This window comes from Amycolatopsis roodepoortensis (genome assembly GCF_024628825.1).
Classification (GTDB): domain Bacteria; phylum Actinomycetota; class Actinomycetes; order Mycobacteriales; family Pseudonocardiaceae; genus Amycolatopsis; species Amycolatopsis roodepoortensis.
In genome coordinates this window covers 1,202,341-1,222,316 of record NZ_CP102415.1, presented here as the reverse complement: position 1 = coordinate 1,222,316, position 19,976 = coordinate 1,202,341, and the positions used below count along the sequence as shown (strand labels likewise).

Here is a 19,976-nt window from a genome sequence, read left to right as displayed (position 1 = left end):
GCCTGTCCTGGACGGACCGGCGGAGGGGGTAAGCAGTGACGGCTGAAATCAGTAATGACCCGTGGTCAACGCTGGACGCCATTCTGGGGCTCCAAGCCGCGGACCCGGTAGAAGAAGGAATCGGAGAGCTTGCGGTCTACGGCCGGTGCTCGACCGAGGACAACCAGGATCCGGAGACCTCGCGAGGCTGGCAGTTCGGGAACGCGCGCAAGTTCGTCGAGCCGCTCGGCGGCCGGATCGTGGCGGAGTACTTCGACATCGGGCAGTCGCGCTCAGTGCCGTGGGAGCGCAGGACCGAGGCATCCCGGTTGCTCGCCGAGCTGAAGAATCCGCGTCGGACGTGGAACGCCCTGGTCGTCGGCGAGGGCACCCGTTGTTGGTTCGGCAACCAGTTCTCGCTGATCGCCCCGCGGTTCGCCGCCTATGGGGTGGAGCTGTGGGTGCCGGAGCTCGGCGGGCGGTTTGATCCGCGGAACCCGTCACACAAGATGCTGATGAGCGTGCTCGGAGGCATGAGCGAGTCGGAGCGGCAGCACGTTCAGGCTCGGGTGAGGGCAGCGATGGACGCGCAGGTCCTCAACGAGGGAAGGCACCAGGGCGGCCGCGCGCCGTACGGCTACGTGGTCGCAGACGGCGGACCTCATCCGAACCCCAGGAAGGCTGCGGAGGGTTTCCGGCTGCGAGTGCTCGCGATCGACGAGCCTGCTGCCGAGGTCGTGCGGCGGATCTTCGCCGAGTACCTCGACGGGAAGGGTGATCGAGCGATCGCCAACGGGCTCAATCTCGATGGGATCCCGTGCCCTTCCGCTCGGCGGCCGGAGCAGAACCGGCATCGGCTCGCCGACGGATGGCAGGGCAGCACGACGCGATCGATTCTGGAGAATCCGCGCTACACCGGGTACGCCATCTTCGGCCGGTGGGCGAAGCACGAGACGCTCCTGAATCCCGACGACGTCGGTGCCGGGCATGTGGTCCGGTTCCGGCGTGCGGCACCTGACCGCATCGTGCGCTCACGGCAGCCGGCGCATCCGAAGATCGTTTCGGTGGAGGACTTCACACAGGCCCAGCTCATGCGCCGGTCGCGGGCTGCTGGTGGCCTGCGCGGTATCGCGAAGCTGGAGCGCGAGCGGCCCGCTGCCAAGCACACGTACCTGCTGAAAGGGCTAGTGCGCTGTGACATCTGCGCTCGGAGGATGCAGGGTGCGGTGATTCGGAAGGGCATCTACTACCGGTGCATCGCGCGGACGATGGCGCCGGGGTCGCCGGTGCTGGCCGATCATCCGAAGACGGTGAACCTTCGCGAGGACGTCGTGATCCCACCGCTCAATGCCTGGCTGTGCCAGGTCTTCGACCCGGACAACCGCGATGAGACCGTGGCCGCGATGGTCGGAGCCCAGCCGGGTGGGTCGGGAACGGGACGCGAGACCGTTGAGAAGCGGTTGAAGGACGCAGAGGCGCGGTTGCGGCGGCATCAGGCGGCGATCGAGGCTGGCGTGGATCCGGCGGCGCTCGTGGATGCGATGAACCTTGCTCAGGCGGAGCGCCAGGCGGCACGAGAGGAGCTGGAGAACCTGCCTGAGTCCGCCACGATCGACGCGGCGGAGGTGTACGCCATGCTGGACTCGCTGGGTGATGTCGAGCGAGCACTGAACTCGCGAAACCCGGACCGCATCACGCAGGTCTACCGGGATCTCGGGCTGCAAGTGCTCTACGACAACAAAAAAGAGGCGGTCGTAGTGACCGCCTCTCCACGTGTGGATAACGTGTGTGTCCGAGGGGGGACGACTACCCCTCCGCGCAGGAAATCTACCGTGATACGGGAGATCATCCGTGAACCGTATCAGAAGGCACGCAGTACCTTGATTCTAGCCGTCCTCGAGTGGCCGTGGTGTCGGCGAAAGCGTCGTGCACCTTCGGTCGGCAACAGTCCTAAGCTGTACCGCCGCGTCGATGATCGGACTGTCCGCAGCAGTGTGCGGCAGCGTGAATAGTCACGCCAGGCGTCGTTCCCTGATCGACCCACTGGTGAACATTCTAAGCGCATCGTCGGCATCCGCGACTCCATCGCTCAACGCAACGCCACCTAACGCGACATCTGTGGTTCTCGAACGCCGAATCTCCCGTCAACTAATCTTGGCCACCCACCAACTCACTTGCGGTTGGTTGGCTCCAGCACGGCTTGTTCGGTCTAGCGTCCGCGAGGGCGCAGGTCGAATAGCCTGGCAGCGGCGTCGACGGCCGGATCGACAGAGATCGTCAGCGCCAGGGCCTCGTTCTTCCTGGCCAGAGGAGAGCTTTGGCAGTCTCGACAGCCGCCCCGCTACTGAACTCGTTCTTGATCGCTTGAGGCTCCAGGCCGCGCGACCGTGCTGCGGTGTTTAGCTTGTCGATGCGTTCCTTCAGCGGGGCTAGGACGCGGTGTCCGGCACCGACCGCAGCTTTGCTGTCCTAATGTCCCTGCCGGCCCAGCATGGGGCGCGGCGGATGCGTTCGTCGCGTGCCGGCGGCTCGGCGAGCCTCCAGCGCTCCTCGTGTTACCGACGCGAGCGCGTGGAGGTGCAGGTATCCCGAGTTCACGGCCAGGGCGTACAGCGAGTGCAGATGGTCGATGGTCGAGCCCAGGGACGTCATTGGATGCTAAACCAGGAAAGGCACGCTGCCTCGGTCGTCACCGGCCATCGCCCTACCCCGTGCCGAACGAACCCGCCGGGAGACCCCAGCCGGTCAGCCCAGACCGCGGCGCGCAAAGCCATCTCGCCAACTGGGCTTTTGTTCGACGCTCTTGCTGTTTCACCGCCACTATATCGACCGGCGTGCTACTGCAAGAGATGGTCACAGCGAGGACGGGCACGGCCCTGTTCAAGACCGGAATTGCCCAGCAGTTCGGGGGACTACTGCGCGGTTCTGATGACGGGCATACCGACGCCCGCCGATCCCCTGCGGGCGGAGTCCATGGTGTGCCGATCGAGTGTGGCCAGCTTCAAAGGGGTTGCCTTGAGACTGAGGTAAGGTTCTAGGCTCATCTGCTCGCCGCGCCCGAGGCGGCATGCGTGCGCAGCAGCACGAAGAGGCGTTCATGCTGCTGCGGACGAGGTGCTGTAGTCGTCTGTTGGCGTCTTGAGCTGTGTCGTCAGATCGGTGGTCCGGGCTGGTCGTGTGTCAGCTTGACGGGGGTTTCGCAGTCGTGAACCGGTGCGCCGCGCCTGCGAGTGCTGGAAGGGCTCGGTTCACCGCGAAATCTTCCGAATCGTCATAATCACTGTGCCGAAGATCGGTAATGTCTCGGACTTCGTGCGCGATGTGCAGGCGCGAGGAGAGAGGCGTGATGAAAGAAGTTCTGGGCGATCACCCGAGGAACAATAAGGCTGACTACCGGTTGGCCGCGCGGCCGTTGGGAGAAGGTGGGCAAGCGCGGGTGTTCCACGCGACGCACAAGGCGACTGGCATTGAGGTAGCCCTAAAACGGCTGACCTCCTGGGGGGTCGATGCGGTGGCGAGGATGAACCGGGAGATTGACTTCGGACTGAAATTCCCCAGCCACGACAACATCATGCCGGTACTTGACTACGGCATGATGCACGACTGGTTCGTTATGCCCTTGGCTCAAGGCAATGCCGAAGATTTCAAGTCCGATGTAGCGACGGATGAGGGGCTCAGTTCGCTGATTACGGCGGTGTGCGCCGCGCTGGAAGCCGCGCACCAGGTGGGCTGGCTGCACCGGGATCTGAAGCCCGCTAACCTATTGTCGGTGGACGGGCGCTGGGTGGTCGCGGATTGGGGCTTGGGCAGGCGTCCGCGCGGCGAGACCACGCACACCGGCCGGACCACGACGGACCAGCCGTTCGGCTCCTTTGGCTTCGCGGCGCCGGAACAGGCGATCGACGCTCACGAGGCTACGGCGAGTGCCGACCTCTACAGCCTGGGCCAGATCATCGGTTGGGCGCGGACCGGCGAGGAAGCGTGGAACCCGGCTTCTTGCGTGCCGGAGGACGAGCCGTGGCGGTCGATCGTCCTTGCCACGACGCAGAAGGATCCAGCCGCGCGGCCGCAGAGCATCCGCGAGTTCCGCGAACTGCTCACCTCGGGAGGCGGCAACTGATGGAGTTGGTGGGAGGGCGTTATGTCCTCGTGCAACAACCGGCTCGGCGCGGCGGGTTCGCCGTCGTCTATAAGGCGATTGACTCACACGACGCGACAACGGTCGCAGTCAAGCTGGTGGAACGGACCGACAATGAGAAGCGCGAACTGGCCATCCGCAGAGAGCTGGAAAGCCTGCGCAAGCTGAGCAACCCCAACATCGTCCGGCTGAAGAACGCCGGGGTCGACCAAGAGCGGAACGCGCACTTTCTGATCCTCGACTGGGTCGAGGACTCGCTATTCAGCATCCTGGAGGACAAAGGTCCCTACGAGTGGGACGAACTCGCGAACGCGATCGCGGTCCCGCTGGCGCAGGCGCTGTCGTACGCCCATCTTAAGGGAGTTGAGCATCGCGACATCAAACCGGAGAATGTCCTGGTCACGGAGTCGGGCACGCCGCTGTTAGCCGACTTCGGCATCGCGAAGGTCGCGCAAGGGACCCCCAGCGAGCACACGCTCATCGCTTCTCATTCCGGCGTCTACACGCCGCCGGAGCAGGACGGAGCCGGCAAGTACGTGCGTGACGTGTACTCGATGGGCGTCCTGCTGATCCGCTCGCTGCATAAAGAGCCTTTGCGGAACTTCTCCGACATCATGCCAGCCCTGCAGGCGATCAACGTGCCGCCGGACGTGCGCAAGCTGCTCGCCCGGTGCGTTGACACTGACAGCGCCCAGCGTCCGGCCTACGGAGCAGTCTTCGCGGACGAGTTGAGCAACGTGCTGCGTGGACGTGCTGCTCTTCCTGTCGAGAACCGGAGCATGCTGTGGCTAGCGCTCACCAACGCCGCGAAGCAGCAGCTCCTGGCTCACCCACACGAGCCAGGTGCCACTGCAGAGGCTGTTGTCCAGCAAGATCTCAGCGACGATGTGCACGCCGAGTATCGGTATGACCCGGCCAAGCGCGCAGCTGACCGATCCACCGTCTCCATCACTGGCAAGCAGTGGAAGCTCACGGTGAAGCTGGACCGGCTACCCGCGTTGGTGGTCACCGGAGCCAGGCTGCTCGAGTATGAGCAGCTCGAACGCTTCCGCAAGCACGCCCTGAACATTGCGGACTTCGCCTCGTGCGTCTTCGCTGAGCCGCGGAACCGTCAACGGTCCGTGACAGGGAGCGACGATCTGCTGCGTGCGCTCGATGATCACGACGAGCAGAAAGACCAGCAGCGGCACGGCGACCTCACGGCTGGATACGACGGTCTGGACATCCTCGAAGAGTGGAACAAGGTCCTTCAGGCTCGCGAAGACCTCGCCCGCGGATCCCAGATGACGATCACTTACACCAATCGTCACCTGCGCGGCCGCGAAGTCGATCTTACCCTCGGCGAACCGGTCGAGGAGGACCTCATCGCCACCGACTGGGAGATCATCAACGAGTCGGGGCGACCGATCGTGTACGGCCAAATCATCAGCCAAGAGGACGCCAGCCTCACGTTGCGCGGCAGCAAATCCATCACAGGCCTTCCTCGCACGGGAGTGGTGCGGCCATACCTGGGACCGGCCACCAAAGCCCTGCAGCGGCAGCGCGACGCCGTCTCCGCCTTCCGGGACGGAACCGCTGCACGGCCGGAGCTGCGTGACAAGATCCGGAATCCGGAACTCGTGGACCCACCTGCTCCGCGCGAGGTCAAGGATTGGAGTAAGGACCTCGACGAAAGCAAACGAGCGGCTGTAGAGTCAGCGCTCGGCGTCGCCGACGTGCTCCTGGTGGAAGGTCCTCCTGGCACCGGCAAGACCGATCTCATCGCCGAGATCGTGATGCAGGCGTTGCGGGATAGGCCGGATGCACGCATCCTCATCGTCAGTCAGACACATGTGGCGGTTGACAACGCGTTGACGCGGTTGGAGCAGGCTGGCGTCTCGGGCATTGTCCGGCTTGGCCATCCCGACGACCCGAGGGTGGATCCCTCTGTCCGGCATCTCCTGCTGGACCAGCGGATGGCGAAGTGGTCGGAAAGAATCCGACGCAGCGCTCAGCGGCACCTGGAGAAGCTCGCCGATCGGGAGGGCGTGGACGTGCGGCACCTGCGTGCCGCGCTGGCATTGCGTCAGCTCTCGGAAGTTGCGACAGAGCGCGCGGCGGTCGAAATCGAGATCGACCGCCGCGCGCAGGGCAAGAGCAGCACCACCGAACTGGCCACGACGCTGGAGATCGTTGAGGACGACAGCCATCTCCAGGAGCGCGTCGACGACCTCACGACGAGGTCCGAACAGCTGTACAACGAGGCTGTCGAACACATCAGGGGTGACCTGACACTGCTTCCAGATTTCTCCGCGAGCACCGCTCTCGAGGCTGCGGAGGCGATACTCGGCGCGTCGACTTCGATTCAACGACTACTCGACCTTGTCGAACTGCAGGCTGAATGGCTTCAGCGGACGAAGTCCGATCACCGGCTCGCCGAGGCCTTCCTCGGCACGGCCAAGGTCGTCGCCGGCACCTGTGTCGGGTTCGTGGGGCAACGCGCCGCTCGCGATTTGGAGATCGATCTCTGCATATTGGACGAAGCATCCAAGGCCACCGCGACGGAGGCCCTGGTGCCGTTGTCGCGGTCACGGAGGGCGATTCTGGTCGGGGACATCAACCAGCTCCCGCCTCAGGAGGAGGAACTCCTGCGATCACGGGAAATCCTCGAAGAGCACGACATCGACCAGGAACTGGTCCAGGAGACGTTGTTCAAGTGGTTCTCCGACCGGTTGCCGGAGCACTCGAAGTTCCGGCTGCGCGACCAGTACCGCATGGTCGCGCCGATTGGGAACTTGGTGTCCACCTGCTTCTACGAGGGAAAGCTCAACTCTCCGCGCACCACCGGGCTGCCTGGTTACGAGCTGCTTGGCAAACCGGTCCGCTGGCTGGACACCTCCCGGCTTGGCGAGGCGCGGAGGGAGACCCCCGGACCAGGCGGGATCAGTTATGCCAACCGGACCGAGGTCAAGATCGTTTTTGATCGGTTGCAGACGTTGGAGAACGCCATCGCCAAGGGCGTGGTCCGCGCGCCTGAGTCCGACGGCAAGCTCGAGGTGCTGCTCATTGCTCCTTACCGGCGGCAAATGGCCGAGATGAAGCGACGGCTGTCGTCCATGAGCTTCGAGCGGTTGCACGTTGACGTCTTGTCCGTGGATGCGGTGCAGGGACGGCAATGCGATGTCGCGATTTTCTCCGTGACGCGCAGCAATTCCAAGCTTAGGACAGGATTTCTCGGATCGGAGCACTGGCGGCGCATCAACGTGGCGGTGTCGCGTGCGCGGTTCGGTCTGACCATCGTGGGCGACGCCGAGTTCTGCCGTTCTGCGGATAGCAAATTGCGGGAAGTCCTGCGATACATCGAGAAGCATCCGGAAGACTGCGAGGTGGTGGACGGTGCCTAACCCGGAGGAGCTGCTCACGAAACGGTTCAGCGGTGACCGTCCAGGGCTGGCCCTGCTCGGCATCGAGAAGGCGGCTGTCCCGGTCACCGTCATCTCGACCGATGTGCTGGCGCAAGAGGTCAAGCAACTTCCTCTCCTGGACGAGTTCGTGCTGCGACTGCTCAACGTCGGGGTGGGGGACTCGGAGGAAATGGCTGCGTTCCTCGGTCTTGATCATGATCTGGTCGAGGCGGCGGTCGCCGACCAGTACCGGGAGGGCGCGGTGGCTTTCGGAGACCATCCAGGTGAGCTGGCGCTGACCGTTCGCGGGAAGCAGCTTGCTGTCGAGCACGAGTCGGTTCGGCCGATCCGGAAGACCTTCAAAGTCGTCTTCGACCGTCTCACCTGGTCGGTCGCGACATACGAGAACCGAGAGCTGATCAACAAGGCGGTCGCGGTGGCGGAAGGCCGCATTTTGTTGCCCGGTCAGCACACAACGCGTATCAAGAGAGAGGACGTTAGCCCGGCGGCGGTGAACTCGATCCTTCGTTCGCCTGGCCGAGGTGCGTCGATTGACGTGCTGGACGTCATCGACGTCACTCCGTCGACCTACAAGTACATGCCGGTCGACGTGCTGGTCTACGGAGATCCGGAAAGCGGAGACGTCGAGACCGCAGTTGTCGTAGACGGCGATCAGAGTGACAAGCACGAATCGGTGTTGAACAAGCTGGGCGGGATGGAAAAAATCGGCTTCAGCGTGGAGCGCTCGGAGCCGCGTCCAGGCCTGCCTCGGCACCTGGAAATGCAACGTGTGTATCCGGCTCAGGGCGGGCCACTGGAAGAGAATTCGCCACGCGTGTGCGGGATCGGTCTCCTCGACCATCCGCTCGTGCTGACGGCAGCATTGCAGACCGCTGGCTCTCGCCTTCTGATCGCGACTGGCCGCGCAGTCTGCTCGGTGGTGGACGCAACCTTCCTCAGCAGGCTCGAACAGCGGTTGCGGTCGCATGTCGAGGTCACGCTTGTGGTACCTGAGTGCGACGAGGTGACCGATGCGGCACTTAACCGGCTGGCGCAGCGGGGCAGGAACAGGCTGACGTTGTACCGGCCGGAGGAGAATCCGCGGAACCTGCTGGTGTACGACAGCTACTGGGTCGAGTCCGACTTTCCCTGGCTGTCATACCGAGGTGCCGGTCGGCCGTTCCGCGACTATGAGGGAAGCGTTGTGGCGGTGCCTGACGAGGTGGATCAGGTGTACGAGAGCTTCCTGTCCCAGATTGTGGGTGAGGGTTCCGCGCGGCGCCGCTAATTCCACTGGCTGGGGTCGGAGGGCGCGGTACAGATCTGGTGGCGTCATGTACCGCGCTAGGCCTTGCCAGCTTGCGGTTCGGCGTGAAATTCCATTTGAGGTGACCATATAGCAATTCACTCTCATGCCGCTTACCGGGAGTTTGCTGAATGCGCTCAAATGCCGCAGGTCGAGCGCTTGAGAGAGCGGGCGCGCGCCGAGACGAGCATCTTCAACTGGGCTTCGGTGAACTCGAAGTGGTTACAGGGGACGCTGCGGGGCGACTGCTTCCCTGGAGCCGGCCTCGTTTGCTCATCGACGATGCGGCGTCTCATTCACCGTCATGCGCTGGAGGGCTTCGGCTCAAGCGTCGCCGCGCGAACGATGCTCGATCCCTGGAGTTGCCAGCCAGACGGCAACGTCACCGGTGTACCGAGCGATGACACATCCGCCACGGCGCCGGTGAGATCGATCTCGGGCGATTCCCAGCCGCGCTCTCGCATCCCTTCAGCCGCGTAGCGGTCCATGTCGAGCACACAGTCCTCGAACTCGATGCCTGACTTAAACGTCACCTGTGACATGTCCGCCTTTCCTGCAAATTTCGACTGAATGAAGGACGCACCGCCCGCGAAGGCGGCGTCCTGGAGGCATAGTTTATAGAACGCGCAGCGGGTGAAGATGGCCCGATCGAGGAAGGTCGCACCTTCCAGCCGCGCAACGGTATCGAACGACGTGTCGAAAACCCAAACCTCGTCATGGAATGTCGCGCCCATGAACTTCGGAGTGGAGATGAACTGGGCGTCGTGAAAGAGTGCCTTGCCGATCGCGCATTCCCTGAGGTCGAACTCAATGAGGGTCGCTCCACGGAGGTCCAGGTCGTACGGTTGATCCCGAAGCAGGTTTCCGAGAAGGTGCTGGACGGTGATCCGGACTTGCCACTCCTCATGCTGTCGCAGATCGGAAGCAGCAGGAAGCCGGTATCGCCCGTTCTTGAGTTGCTCCGGGACGAGATACGGCATCCGCAGGTAGGAACAGAGCACGTTGATCACAACCGCGCGGCGATCGACGTCATCCCACGCTAGCCGTTCGAGTGCGTAGAGCCCGCCGAGTCGGACCGCTGCCTTGTCAGAGCCGATCTGTTCCACCGCTTGGACGTAGAGGTCCGTCAGCCGTCGCTCACGCGAGTCGAGTTCAGCGGCGTCCGCAGCTCTAGCACTCTCGTGCAGCTGAACCTCTGTGGACCGCTGCCTGCGGGCGGCCATCCACAGAGCGAACGCCCCACCGGTTCCCACGCCGACAGTCAGCGCGGTACGGATCGCCTCCATGGCTATGACTGTTTGAGTTGACCGCAGATGTTCGTGGGTTGTGACCGCACTTGCGGGTCGAGTTCATGATCAATGTTGGTGGGAATTGACCGCGCTGGTGAGGCTAGGGCGGCTGGTGTCCTCGGTTGATCCAGCTGTGCATGATTTCGGCGGCGAGCCAATGCCCGCGGCTTTCTGCCTCCTCGACGACCGGGATGCCGTTGCAGCGCCGGAGTGGGTCGGCCCCGCGAGCGAGCAGGAACGCGGTAGCGTCGGCGTGTAGCGGCTCGCCGGTCTGGATGTGACCGTCGTGTTCGACGTCGATGGCGTGGCGGAGAAGGGTCCAGCCGTCGCCGTTGTCGTCCTCGATGTCGTGACCGGCATCGAGGAGGTCTCGTAGCCGGGGTAGGTCTTCGAGTTCGATGGCTTGGTGAGCTGGTGACCAGGACATGGCGTGCCTCTGCAAGATCGATGCTGGTTCTGTCGCACGATATCCGGCCGAGGCAGATGAGAAGTCGCTGGGTTGCGGCGATCTCGACCTGTGCTCGTGAGGCCAGCGGCTGTCCGCGATCGGTGTCCCGGGGTCGAAACGGAGCTGCGCGTCATCGGGGCTGGTGCCGAGGGCGTGGCCAATCTCGTGCCAGGCGCTGCCGCTGGCTCGTGCGTCGTGCACTAGCTGCGGCAGAAATCGTTCGGCCTGTTCGATCAGGCTAACGACCAGGGCGATCGTGGCGAGGTCGTCGCCGAGCCAGCAGCGGCGGCGTTCAGCGAGGGTGGCCAAGGCCTCATCGATCAGGTCGAAGGTGTCATCGCCGCTTCGCGGGCTTGGAGCGTTGCTGGTCATGGTCCTCTGCCTGGGCTCGGCTGTGGGCGAGGCGATAGGAGTCGGTGCCGGTTTCGATGATGTTGCCGCCGAAAGTGAGGCGGTCGACGATGGCGGCGCAGAGCCGTGGGTCGGTGAAGGTTTTGGTCCAGCCGCCGAAGCTTTCGTTGGAGGCGATCGCGACGGACGCCTTCTCTTCGCGTTCGGTGAGAACCTGGAAGAGCAGTTCGGCGCCGCGGCGGTCGAGTTCCATGTAGCCGAGCTCGTCGATGCAGAGCAGGTCGACGCGGCCGTAGCGGGCGATGGTCTTGGCGAGCACCATGTCGTCGGCGGCCTCGACCAGCTCGTTGACCAGCTTGGTGGCCAGGGTGTAGCGGACCCGGAACCCGGCCATCGCGGCTCGGTGCCCAGTGCGATGAGCAGGTGGGACTTGCCGGTGCCGGAGTCGCCGATCAGGCAGAGCGGCAGGCCTTTCTTGACCCATTCGCAAGTGGCGAGAGTGTGGATGACGGCCGGGTCGACGCTGGGGTTTGCTTCGAAGTCGAAGGCGCGCAACGACTTCTCCCGCGGGAACGCGGCTGCTTTGATGCGGCGCTCGGAGCGGCGACGGGCTCGGTCGTCGCATTCGGCCATGAGCAACTCGGCGAGGAACCCGCGGTAGGACATCTGCTCCCGGGTCGCCGCCTCGGCGATGTCGGGGAACTGGGTGCGGATGGTGGGCAGGCGCAGCAGGCGGCAGGCCTGATCGACTGCGGCGTCGGCAGCTTGCTCGGTCAGGCCGCGATGGCGTTGAGCGGTCATGTGTTTGTCCCTTCTCTGGGAGTTCGGTGGCTGGGCAGCAGCTGGTCGTAGATCGCCACCGACGGCAGCGGCCGGGTGTCGGGCGGCAGCTGGGTCAGCCGCCGTTCGGTCAGCGAGGCCACCGCCGCGGCCGGGACGACCCGGTCGGAGGCCGACGGTGGTGTGATGTCGGTGTCGGCGGCCTTACGGGCTTCGAGCGCGACCGCGTCCGCGGTCAAAGCGCCGGCGCGCAGCGCCGCGGCCAGACCGGCGACGACGTGTTCGTGGGTCATGTGCCGGTGCAGCAGCAGGACCTGGATCAGCGCGCGGGTGCCGTCGCGGTCGCCGTGGGTCTTGCGGGCAGCGGCCCACCAGGCGTCGTGCACCGGCGTGAACTTGCCCGCCGCGCGAGCCTGCTCGAGGGCGGTCGCCCCGGGCAATGCGCCGGGCTTGCGGACCAGCGCTTCGAGGTAGTGGTCCAGCTCGAGACGGCTGCCGGCCTTGGCCAGCAGCCGTTCGTGCCGGGCGACCTCGGTGCGGCCGTCGAACACGATCAGCTCGGAGGCATGCAGCAGCACCCGGACCCGGCGCCCGATCACCCGAACCGGCACCGAGTAGCGGTTGGTGCGGATGCTGATCTGGCTGAACCGGTCGACCCGCGGGGTGAACCAGCGGCCGATCTCGAACGGCTCGTCCGGCAACGGCCGCAGCAGCGGCGCCTCGATCGAGAACATCTCGCCGACCGTGCGTGGCCGCGCCCCGATCCGGCGGGTCTCATCGGCGACGTCCCAAGCGTCAACGCAGGCGTTGAGCTCGGCCAGCGAGCCAACCTCGGGAACCGGGACGAGGTGAGTGCGGCGGAACCATCCGATCTGGCCCTCGACCCCGCCCTTCTCGTGCGCGCCCTGCGAACCGGGCTGGCAGTAGAAGGGCTCGATAGCCCAATGCGACCGGAACGCGGTCCACCGCTCGGTTTCCACCCGCTGCCGCGAGAACCCCAGCACCTGGGCGACGACCGCGGCCTTGAGATTGTCATAGCGGATCTGGCCAAGCGGGACACCACCGAGCACCCGGAACGCATGCTCGTGCCCCTCGAAGAACGCCTCCTGTCCACCCGACAGGGAAATCTTGTGGACGGCCTTGCCGGAAAAGGACAGCCGCAGCGAGAACAGGAAACACGTCACGAGCGTGCCGCGCCGCCGCACGGCCACCTCACCGAAGTCGACCTCCGCCTCCTGCCCCGGCCGATGCGACTGCGGTATGAACACCTCGGCAGGGCCGCGGCCGACCTCGGTCCGGATCTCAGGCTTGCGGATCGCGACGTAGGCGCGGACGACCTGATACGACACGTCGGCCATGGCGTGTTCGTCGATCAACCGGTCGAAGATCCGCTTCACCGTGTGCCGCTGTTTCCGCGGCGCATCCAGATCAGCGCGCAGGATTTCGTCGATCACCGACTTGAACGAGTCCAGCTTTGACGGGCGAGGCGGTGGCTTCTTCCTCGGCTCCGGCCACGCCGACGTCAACGCCTTGACCACCGTACGTCGGCCGACGTTGTACTTCCGCTCCAAAGCACGCCCGGACATACCAGCCCGGGCGTCCCGGCGGATCGCCGCGTAGAGCTCTACCTTCGACAGTGGGGACATACGTGCTCCGCCATGCACACGTAGCCGCCCACTGCAAGGGTTCACCCGCGGTCAAATCTCACGAACACCAACTTCGCAACCGCACCGGCCGCGGTCGCAACAGACGAACATTCGCGGTCACATCACGCAGACAAAACCACCTCCAGCTGGGCTTTTGCCTCCTCAGTGCTCGCTTGCCTGCCCAACACGACCAGCAACAACCAGATCGCCCCGCCCGTCAGGAGAATTGCGGTGGCAGCAGCAGCCGCTACCCACCACCACTTGAGGACAGGAAGCCGATGCCGCGCTCGTTCCACCCCATCGGTCACGTCTCAGTATCGCCCATCGGGCACGCCGTAACAGCTCCCGCCCCTGGCAATTCCGTGCCCTGGACCAACGAGCGCTGCGGCTCCTCGCCAAACGCCCTGTCATGCCGCGATGTGGCTGAGAGGCGCGGCCCTGCTGGGTTCAGGCTTGGCTCTCTGAGGCTAGGTCGTCGATGATCCATCGCAGGGCGCTTACTGGGTTCGAGTACCGCAGGTATCTCGGGTTCTGGTTTGTCTTGGGTTCACAGTGCTCCCGCATTCGCCGGAGTTCGTCGATCATCGCCTGTAGCCGGTCCGTGTCCGTCATGCCAGCAAGCCTGTCCGGTCGGCGGGCACAGGCACAACGCCGTGGTTCATCTGGTTTGGTGTTCGGCGCGTTCGTGCTCAGCCTGGATGGTCATGGAGCCTTCAGACCTCAATGACACGGTGTTACGACTGGCGGCCCTTGCCTACCTCTCTCCTGGGACTTGCTTCAGCAGAGCGTCCGTATTCGGTACACACGGGGTTCGGACCTCATTGTCGATGTCTACCGCGAACAGGCGACCCTACTTACGGTCGACGACCGTAAGGCCGGACCTGTCGTCGCGTTGGAGTATCACGCGGAAGGCTGCCGTGGCCTGGCACTCGTGCGGACTCATCCGACGCTTGCCTTGACGGACACTTTCCTGCGGACGCGACTGTCCGCTCATGCCGATGAGCGGGCATTCGGCACCAAGGTAGGCCGTTCCGTAACGATCGTATGGAGGCAGCTCCAGGTCGTTCGTGCCCTGACGAGGTTCGCGCAGATGATCTGAGTCCTGGGGTGGTCGGGCCCTAGCACCCGCTCGTTGTCGGCAAGAGTGACCTCGGATAGAGAGGTCGCCCGCGCAAGGTCACCCGCAAACTCGCATACGTGGGCCAGGTTGTTGTGCAAGTTCAGCCTGTCGTGGTTGGTGGGCCTGCGAGTCGTTGGTAACTGTCGCAGGCAAGGGTGTAGTAGCCAATGGCGGTGTCTATGTCGGCCTGCCCTATGAGGTTATGGCCCAGCTCATTGAGCAGGTGTCCTCAGCATGGTGGTGGCTTGCCGAGTGTGCGGGCCCCATGGTGGCCGGGCTCGTAACAGTGGGTTACCGGCTAGCGATCCTAGGCGTAGGTTTCGGCACTCGTCGAGCTTTGAGTCGTCAGGGAGGTTTCGTGTTGGAGGAAGCGTTGGTCGCGTTGGCGGCCGCGGGTGGCACGGCGCTGGTGGAGGCCGCGGCCACGGATGCGTGGACGAAGACAAAGGAGAGGTTCGCTCGATTCCTGGGCCGTGGCGACCAGCAGCAGGCAGTGGTGGTGGAAGGGCGTCTGGAACGTACTCACACGGAGTTGCTGCCCTTGACGGGTACGGAGTTGCAGCAGGCGCGGGAGGTACGCGCGACGGAGTGGGCAACACGATTGCGCGACGTACTGGAAGACCACCCCGAGTCCGCCGACGAGCTGCGCGATGTAGTGGAGCAGTCGAAGGCGGACGGGGTGTCGGTCACGGCGGTCACCGGTGACCACAGTGTCGTCGTCGGTCGTGATTCCACGACATCGGCGACCTCGGGCGGTGTCGCGGCGCAGGTGATCCACGGAAACGTGTCGACGTCGGGAAACCCTCCCCAGCCCGGGACGGATCAGGACTGACTGTTCCCGGGGGGACAACCCTTCACGCCAAGACCATCTACATGGCCGGTTCGGGCGGTGTCGCAGCAGGCGCCATCGGTGACTTCGGGACGAGTCCCGCAGTGCCATTCTCGGTGGAGCGGGCGGCTTTCGCCCAGTCGGTGGCCGTGCCACCGGACATCATCGGGGGCGAGTACCTGCGTGGCCGGGGCCGGGTCGTTCAGGAACTGCTCGACAGTTTCGAGGGTGCCGGCGACGGCGGGCGTTCCCTTCTGCTGCACGGGTTGGGAGGCAGCGGGAAGACCTCGATCGCCGCGGCGGTAGGACGAAAACTGTCGGCCAAAGGAGTGGACGTCTGGTGGGTGTCCGCGGTCGACCATGCGCGGCTGGTGGCGGGCATACACGCCGTCGGGCGTTTGATCGGGGCCAGCACAGAGGAACTCCAGGCCGACGATGCAGCAGAAGCGGTGTGGCGCCGGTTGAATGCACAAACTCAGCCGTGGCTATTGGTCGTCGACAACGCCGACGACCCCGAGGGGTTCGACGTTACCGCGGACGGGGCGGGTTGGGCAGACGGGTGGATCCGCCCCGTCCTTAACCAGACTGGTCTGGTCTTGGTGACCAGCAGGCGCGGCGGTGGCCGGACACATGCGGGCCCGCGGCTGCGGCAGATACCAGTGGACATGCTCAATCCCGCAGACGGTGCCCAAGTGCTGCTCGACCTCACACACGGCCGCGGCGGGGACCACAAGGCGGCGTGCGCTCTGTCCGAACGGCTGGGCGGGTTGCCGTTGGCGTTGACAGTGGCCGGTCTCTATCTTGCTCGGTCAGTGGATGACCTCTCGGTCGATGACGGTGCCGTGATCACGTTCCAGGACTTCCATGCCGCCCTCGACCGGGGCCGGGCGGACCTCATGGACACTGCTCCGCAGGATCCGGCCGGCGGCACCGCTCTGGTGGTCGACGAAGTCTGGCGGATGGCGGTCCGCTTGTTGGAGAGGCGAGGCCTCTCACTGGCGGCCCGGTTCATGCGGTTGCTCGCCCACTTCGCTGCCGCCCCACTGCCTTACCGCGATATCCTGCGGCAACGTGCCCTGTTCGACTCGCCGGTGTTCGCCGAGCTGGACCGTGAGCAGGCCGGAACGTTGCTACACGAATCGGCGAACCTTGGCCTTCTCACTCTGACCGCCGCCGCCCTGGACCCTGACGACACTGCTGTGCCGGTGCTGCGGTTGCACCCACTGATGCGCGACGCCAGCCACCGCTACCACGATCCTGTCCACGGTGACGACGCCTATTTGACCACTGCCGCGCGATTGCTGGTCGACTCGGCCGCGGGCGAGCCCGACTGGTCACCGAAGGACCACACCAGATGGAACTTCTGGACCCTGCTCGCTCCGCACGCTTTTCATCTACTCCCCGCCCTCGCACGAACCGAGATCGACCCGACGCTGGTCGACCGCGTAGCGCACACGGTCGACCTGGCCGCCCGGCACTTGTACGTCCGCGGTATGCGCGCACAAGCCGAAGCCGAGTACCAGTCCATGCTGCGGACCTGCCGCCACACCCTCGGCAGCGAACACGAACGCACGCTCGCGGCACGCCATGGCATAGCCCTTGTCTTTGAGGGCAAGGGAGATCTCGCGGGAGCGGAGGCTGAGTTTCAGGCTGTCCTCGGTCTCCGCCGGAGGGTGCTGGGCGAGGAACACCCCGACACTCTCACCACCCGGCACAATCTCGCCGGAGTACTGCAGGATCGGGGCGATCTCGCGGGAGCGGAGGCTGAGTTTCAGGCTGTCCTCGGCATCGAGCGGAGGGTGCTGGGCGAGGAGCACCCCGACACTCTCGTCACCCGAAACAATCTCGCCGGAGTACTACGGGACCGGGGCGATCTCGCGGGAGCGGAGGCTGAGTTGCAGGCCGTTCTCGGCATCGAGCGGAGGGTGCTGGGCGAGGAACACCCCGACACTCTCACCACCCGAAACAATCTCGCCGGAGTACTACGGAACCGGGGCGATCTCGCGGGAGCGGAGGCTGAGTTGCAGGCCGTCCTCGGTCTCCGCCGGAGGGTGCTGGGCGAGGAACACCCCAGCACTCTCACCACCCGAAACAATCTCGCCGGAGCACTACGGGACCGGGGCGATCTCGCGGGAGCGGAGGCTGAGTTGCAGGCCGTTCTCGGCATCGAGCGGAGGGTGCTGGGCGAGGAACACCGCGACACTCTCGTCACCCGAAACAATCTCGCCGGAGTACTACGGAACCGGGGCGATCTCGCGGGAGCGGAGGCTGAGTTGCAGGCCGTCCTCGGTCTCCGCCGGAGGGTGCTGGGCGAGGAACACCCCAGCACTCTCACCACCCGAAACAATCTCGCCGGAGCACTGCAGGATCGGGGCGATCTCGCGGGAGCGGAGGCTGAGTTGCAGGCCGTTCTCGGCATCGAGCGGAGGGTGCTGGGCGAGGAACACCCCGACACTCTCACCACCCGAAACAATCTCGCCGGAGTACTACGGAACCGGGGCGATCTCGCGGGAGCGGAGGCTGAGTTGCAGGCCGTTCTCGGCATCGAGCGGAGGCTGTTGGGCGAGGAGCACCCCGACACTCTCGTCACCCGAAACAATCTCGCCGGAGCACTGCAGGATCGGGGCGATCTCGCGGGAGCGGAGGCTGAGTTGCAGGCCGTTCTCGACATCGCGCGGAGGGTGCTGGGCGAGGAACACCCCAGCACTCTCACCACCCAACACAACCTGGCAATAGTCTGCGCAATCGCAGGTCGGTACCGAGAATCCGACACTACAATGCGAGCTGTCCTCGCTGCACGTCAACGGGTCTTGGGTGAGAACCATCCCACCACCCAGGCCACTAAGGAGGCCCTCAGGAATATCAGACACAATGCTGCCAAAGCCAAGCAGCCGATCCTGTGGCATGGCCCAGGAAAGCGCAGAAAGAAGGGAAAGAAGCGGTAGTCGACTAGTCTCTTGAGAGGTTACGGCCTCCGCGCGTTCCGCAGAACACCAAGCCACAACAACATATGTGAGTCGGTCACTTTAATGTAAAGTGATTCTAGAGTCAGCGAACATCCGCTCATGCCGCTGGTCGCGCGTTCGCGAGAACGTCCAGTTGCGGCCGTAGTCCGTATGTCTTGGGCTGGCTTATCCGGCACGTTGCTGGAGAGATTCTGGGGATGCGGTGCTCGGAGGGTTGTTCGGCGGTGCTCGGCTGGTTGGGCTGTTTGAGCGAATCCGTCCTTGAGGGTTGTCATACCTGGCTGTGTGCTGCGTCCGGTCTGCACATGGGTAGAGATGGACGGAGTCATGATGGCATCGGTGGCCTTGACAGATGATGGGGATGGCTTGGAGCTGTGGGTCGCGGGAAAGAGGCGGCTTACTGACCGGACCGGGGGATCGTCGACCTCGACGGGGTTGCGGTTTGCGTTTTACGGGAGGACGTCGACGGTCCGGCATCAGGACCGGACGACGTCGCAGGGCTGGCAGCGGGAAGCCGCCGAGCTGTTGGTCGCCGGGCGGGGGACCATCGTCGGTTCGTTCTTCGATGCGGGCTGCTCGCGTCGTGTGCAGTGGAAGGGGCGTAGGCAGGCCGCCCGATTGCTGGATCTGGTTGCGGACGGTGGTGTCGATGCGATCGTTGTCGGTGAGTATGAGCGTGCGTTTTCCGGTACCCAGTTTCAGTCGATGTATGGCTGGTTCGCGAGGCATGGTGTGCAGGTCTGGCTTCCGGAAACCGATGGCCCAGTGGACTTGGGCGATCCGGATCACCGGGCGTTGTTGTCGTTGCTGGGTGCGCAGTCGCAGCGGGAGGTGCTGCGTGCTCGGCATCGAGTGCTCGCGGCGATGCACAATCAGGCGGCGCAGCAGGGGCGGTATCTCGGTGGTCGGCCGCCGTATGGCTACCGGCTCGTCGACGCCGGTCGGCATCCGAACCAGGACCAGGCGCACTGGGGCCGGCGGCTGCAGCAGCTCGCACCCGACCCGGTGACGGCACCGCATGTGGTGTGGATGTTTGCTGAGCGTCTCGCGGGCCGGAGCCGATCTCGGATTGCCCGGGAGCTCAACGCCAGGGGTGTGCCGTGCCCGTCGAAGGTAGATCCGGGCCGTAACCGGCACCGGACAGGAGGTGCGTGGACGTTGCGGACCGTCGCCGTGATTCTGGCCAACCCCCGCTACACCGGCCGGCAGGTGTGGGGACGACGTCCCACCACTCCAGACTCATCCCGTAGCCCCGCGGTGTCCCGAGATCTCGCCCATCCTGCGTTGGTCAGTGAGGAGGATTTCCTTGCGGCCCAGCAGGTTCGCTCCGCACGTACCGCCCAAGACGGCGCGATCCGGAGATACGCTCTCGCCGGATTGGTGCGGTGTGGCGTATGTGCGCGGCGGATGGACTCGCACTGGGTGCACGACCGGCCCGGCTACCGCTGCCGCCACGGCCACTCCAGCGCCCGCCAACCCGCCACCGGACGTCCCAAGACGATATACCTTCGTGAAGACCATCTAATCGACCGCATCGCCGCGCACTTCGGCGACCTGGACGATCACGATGCCCGGGATCACGCACGCGCCCGTGTTGTCGCCGCGGAACTCCGGGCTACCGGGGCGATAGTGGTCTGCGACAGCGAGGGAGTGACCCGCGTGAGTGAGTGTGGCTTCTCGTCGTATGGTGGACGAGCACCAAAGACAAACGCCTCGCTCAAGTGATCTTGAGCGAGGCGTG

At 64.8% G+C, this 19,976-nt stretch carries 10 protein-coding genes and 1 pseudogene; 7 read left to right on the top strand and 4 right to left on the bottom strand.

Going from position 1 to position 19,976, the window contains the following annotated elements; genetic code table 11:
- The first annotated feature begins 35 nt into the window (after positions 1-35).
- The 4 genes from NQK81_RS05775 to NQK81_RS05760 all read left to right on the top strand — a co-directional run bounded on the left by NQK81_RS05775 (position 36) and on the right by NQK81_RS05760 (position 8,788).
- A complete protein-coding gene (locus NQK81_RS05775; RefSeq protein WP_257487366.1) occupies positions 36-1,991 on the top strand; it encodes a recombinase family protein in 1,956 nt (651 codons plus the stop codon).
- Positions 1,992-3,325: 1,334 nt separating this feature from the next.
- Positions 3,326-4,099, top strand: a complete 774-nt coding sequence (locus tag NQK81_RS05770; protein WP_257489701.1) for a serine/threonine-protein kinase — start codon at positions 3,326-3,328, stop codon at positions 4,097-4,099.
- Positions 4,099-7,500, top strand: a complete 3,402-nt coding sequence (locus tag NQK81_RS05765) for a serine/threonine-protein kinase (protein WP_257487365.1) — start codon at positions 4,099-4,101, stop codon at positions 7,498-7,500. The genes NQK81_RS05770 and NQK81_RS05765 overlap by 1 nt, the downstream gene beginning before the upstream one ends.
- On the top strand, positions 7,493-8,788 hold the full coding sequence (locus tag NQK81_RS05760; protein ID WP_257487364.1) for a hypothetical protein: 1,296 nt from the start codon (positions 7,493-7,495) through the stop codon (positions 8,786-8,788). Before NQK81_RS05765 ends, NQK81_RS05760 begins: the two co-directional genes overlap by 8 nt.
- Before the next feature lie 320 nt (positions 8,789-9,108).
- On the opposite strand, the gene NQK81_RS05755 is transcribed toward NQK81_RS05760, so the two are convergent.
- The 4 genes and pseudogenes from NQK81_RS05755 to istA form a co-directional block, all read right to left on the bottom strand.
- Positions 9,109-10,092 (bottom strand): pentapeptide repeat-containing protein, encoded by a 984-nt coding sequence (locus NQK81_RS05755; protein WP_257487363.1) that lies wholly within the window; start codon positions 10,090-10,092, stop codon positions 9,109-9,111.
- A gap of 103 nt (positions 10,093-10,195) precedes the next feature.
- On the bottom strand, positions 10,196-10,915 hold the full coding sequence (locus NQK81_RS05750) for an ankyrin repeat domain-containing protein (RefSeq protein WP_257485486.1): 720 nt from the start codon (positions 10,913-10,915) through the stop codon (positions 10,196-10,198).
- Positions 10,878-11,695 (bottom strand): annotated as a pseudogene (gene istB / locus NQK81_RS05745) (IS21-like element helper ATPase IstB). The gene NQK81_RS05750 and the pseudogene istB overlap by 38 nt, the downstream one beginning before the upstream one ends.
- The gene (gene istA / locus NQK81_RS05740; RefSeq protein ID WP_257485485.1) at positions 11,692-13,320 is read right to left on the bottom strand and encodes an IS21 family transposase; all 1,629 of its coding nucleotides are present in this window, start codon (positions 13,318-13,320) and stop codon (positions 11,692-11,694) included. The pseudogene istB and the gene istA overlap by 4 nt, the downstream one beginning before the upstream one ends.
- 1,493 nt (positions 13,321-14,813) lie before the next feature.
- On the opposite strand from istA, the gene NQK81_RS05735 reads away from it, so the two are divergent.
- The 3 genes from NQK81_RS05735 (at position 14,814) to NQK81_RS05725 (ending at position 19,960) form a co-directional block, all read left to right on the top strand.
- Positions 14,814-15,272 (top strand): hypothetical protein, encoded by a 459-nt coding sequence (locus NQK81_RS05735; RefSeq protein WP_257487362.1) that lies wholly within the window; start codon positions 14,814-14,816, stop codon positions 15,270-15,272.
- A gap of 41 nt (positions 15,273-15,313) precedes the next feature.
- Complete coding sequence (locus NQK81_RS05730; protein WP_257487361.1) at positions 15,314-18,214, top strand: tetratricopeptide repeat protein; 2,901 nt, start codon at positions 15,314-15,316, stop codon at positions 18,212-18,214.
- Positions 18,215-18,562: 348 nt separating this feature from the next.
- Positions 18,563-19,960 carry a recombinase family protein gene (locus NQK81_RS05725; protein ID WP_257487360.1) on the top strand — a complete coding sequence of 466 codons (1,398 nt, stop codon included), beginning with the start codon at positions 18,563-18,565 and terminating at the stop codon, positions 19,958-19,960.
- Positions 19,961-19,976: the final 16 nt, after the last annotated feature.

Bases quoted from the DNA above. Each gene is read 5' to 3' on its own strand.
- NQK81_RS05770 (WP_257489701.1), top strand. From the start codon at position 3,326: ATGAAAGAAGTTCTGGGCGATCACCCGAGGAACAATAAGGCTGACTAC.
- NQK81_RS05765 (WP_257487365.1), top strand. From the start codon at position 4,099: ATGGAGTTGGTGGGAGGGCGTTATGTCCTCGTGCAACAACCGGCTCGG.
- NQK81_RS05755 (WP_257487363.1), bottom strand. From the start codon at position 10,092: ATGGAGGCGATCCGTACCGCGCTGACTGTCGGCGTGGGAACCGGTGGG.
- NQK81_RS05750 (WP_257485486.1), bottom strand. From the start codon at position 10,915: ATGACCAGCAACGCTCCAAGCCCGCGAAGCGGCGATGACACCTTCGAC.
- istA (WP_257485485.1), bottom strand. From the start codon at position 13,320: ATGTCCCCACTGTCGAAGGTAGAGCTCTACGCGGCGATCCGCCGGGAC.
- NQK81_RS05730 (WP_257487361.1), top strand. From the start codon at position 15,314: ATGGCCGGTTCGGGCGGTGTCGCAGCAGGCGCCATCGGTGACTTCGGG.
- NQK81_RS05725 (WP_257487360.1), top strand. From the start codon at position 18,563: ATGATGGCATCGGTGGCCTTGACAGATGATGGGGATGGCTTGGAGCTG.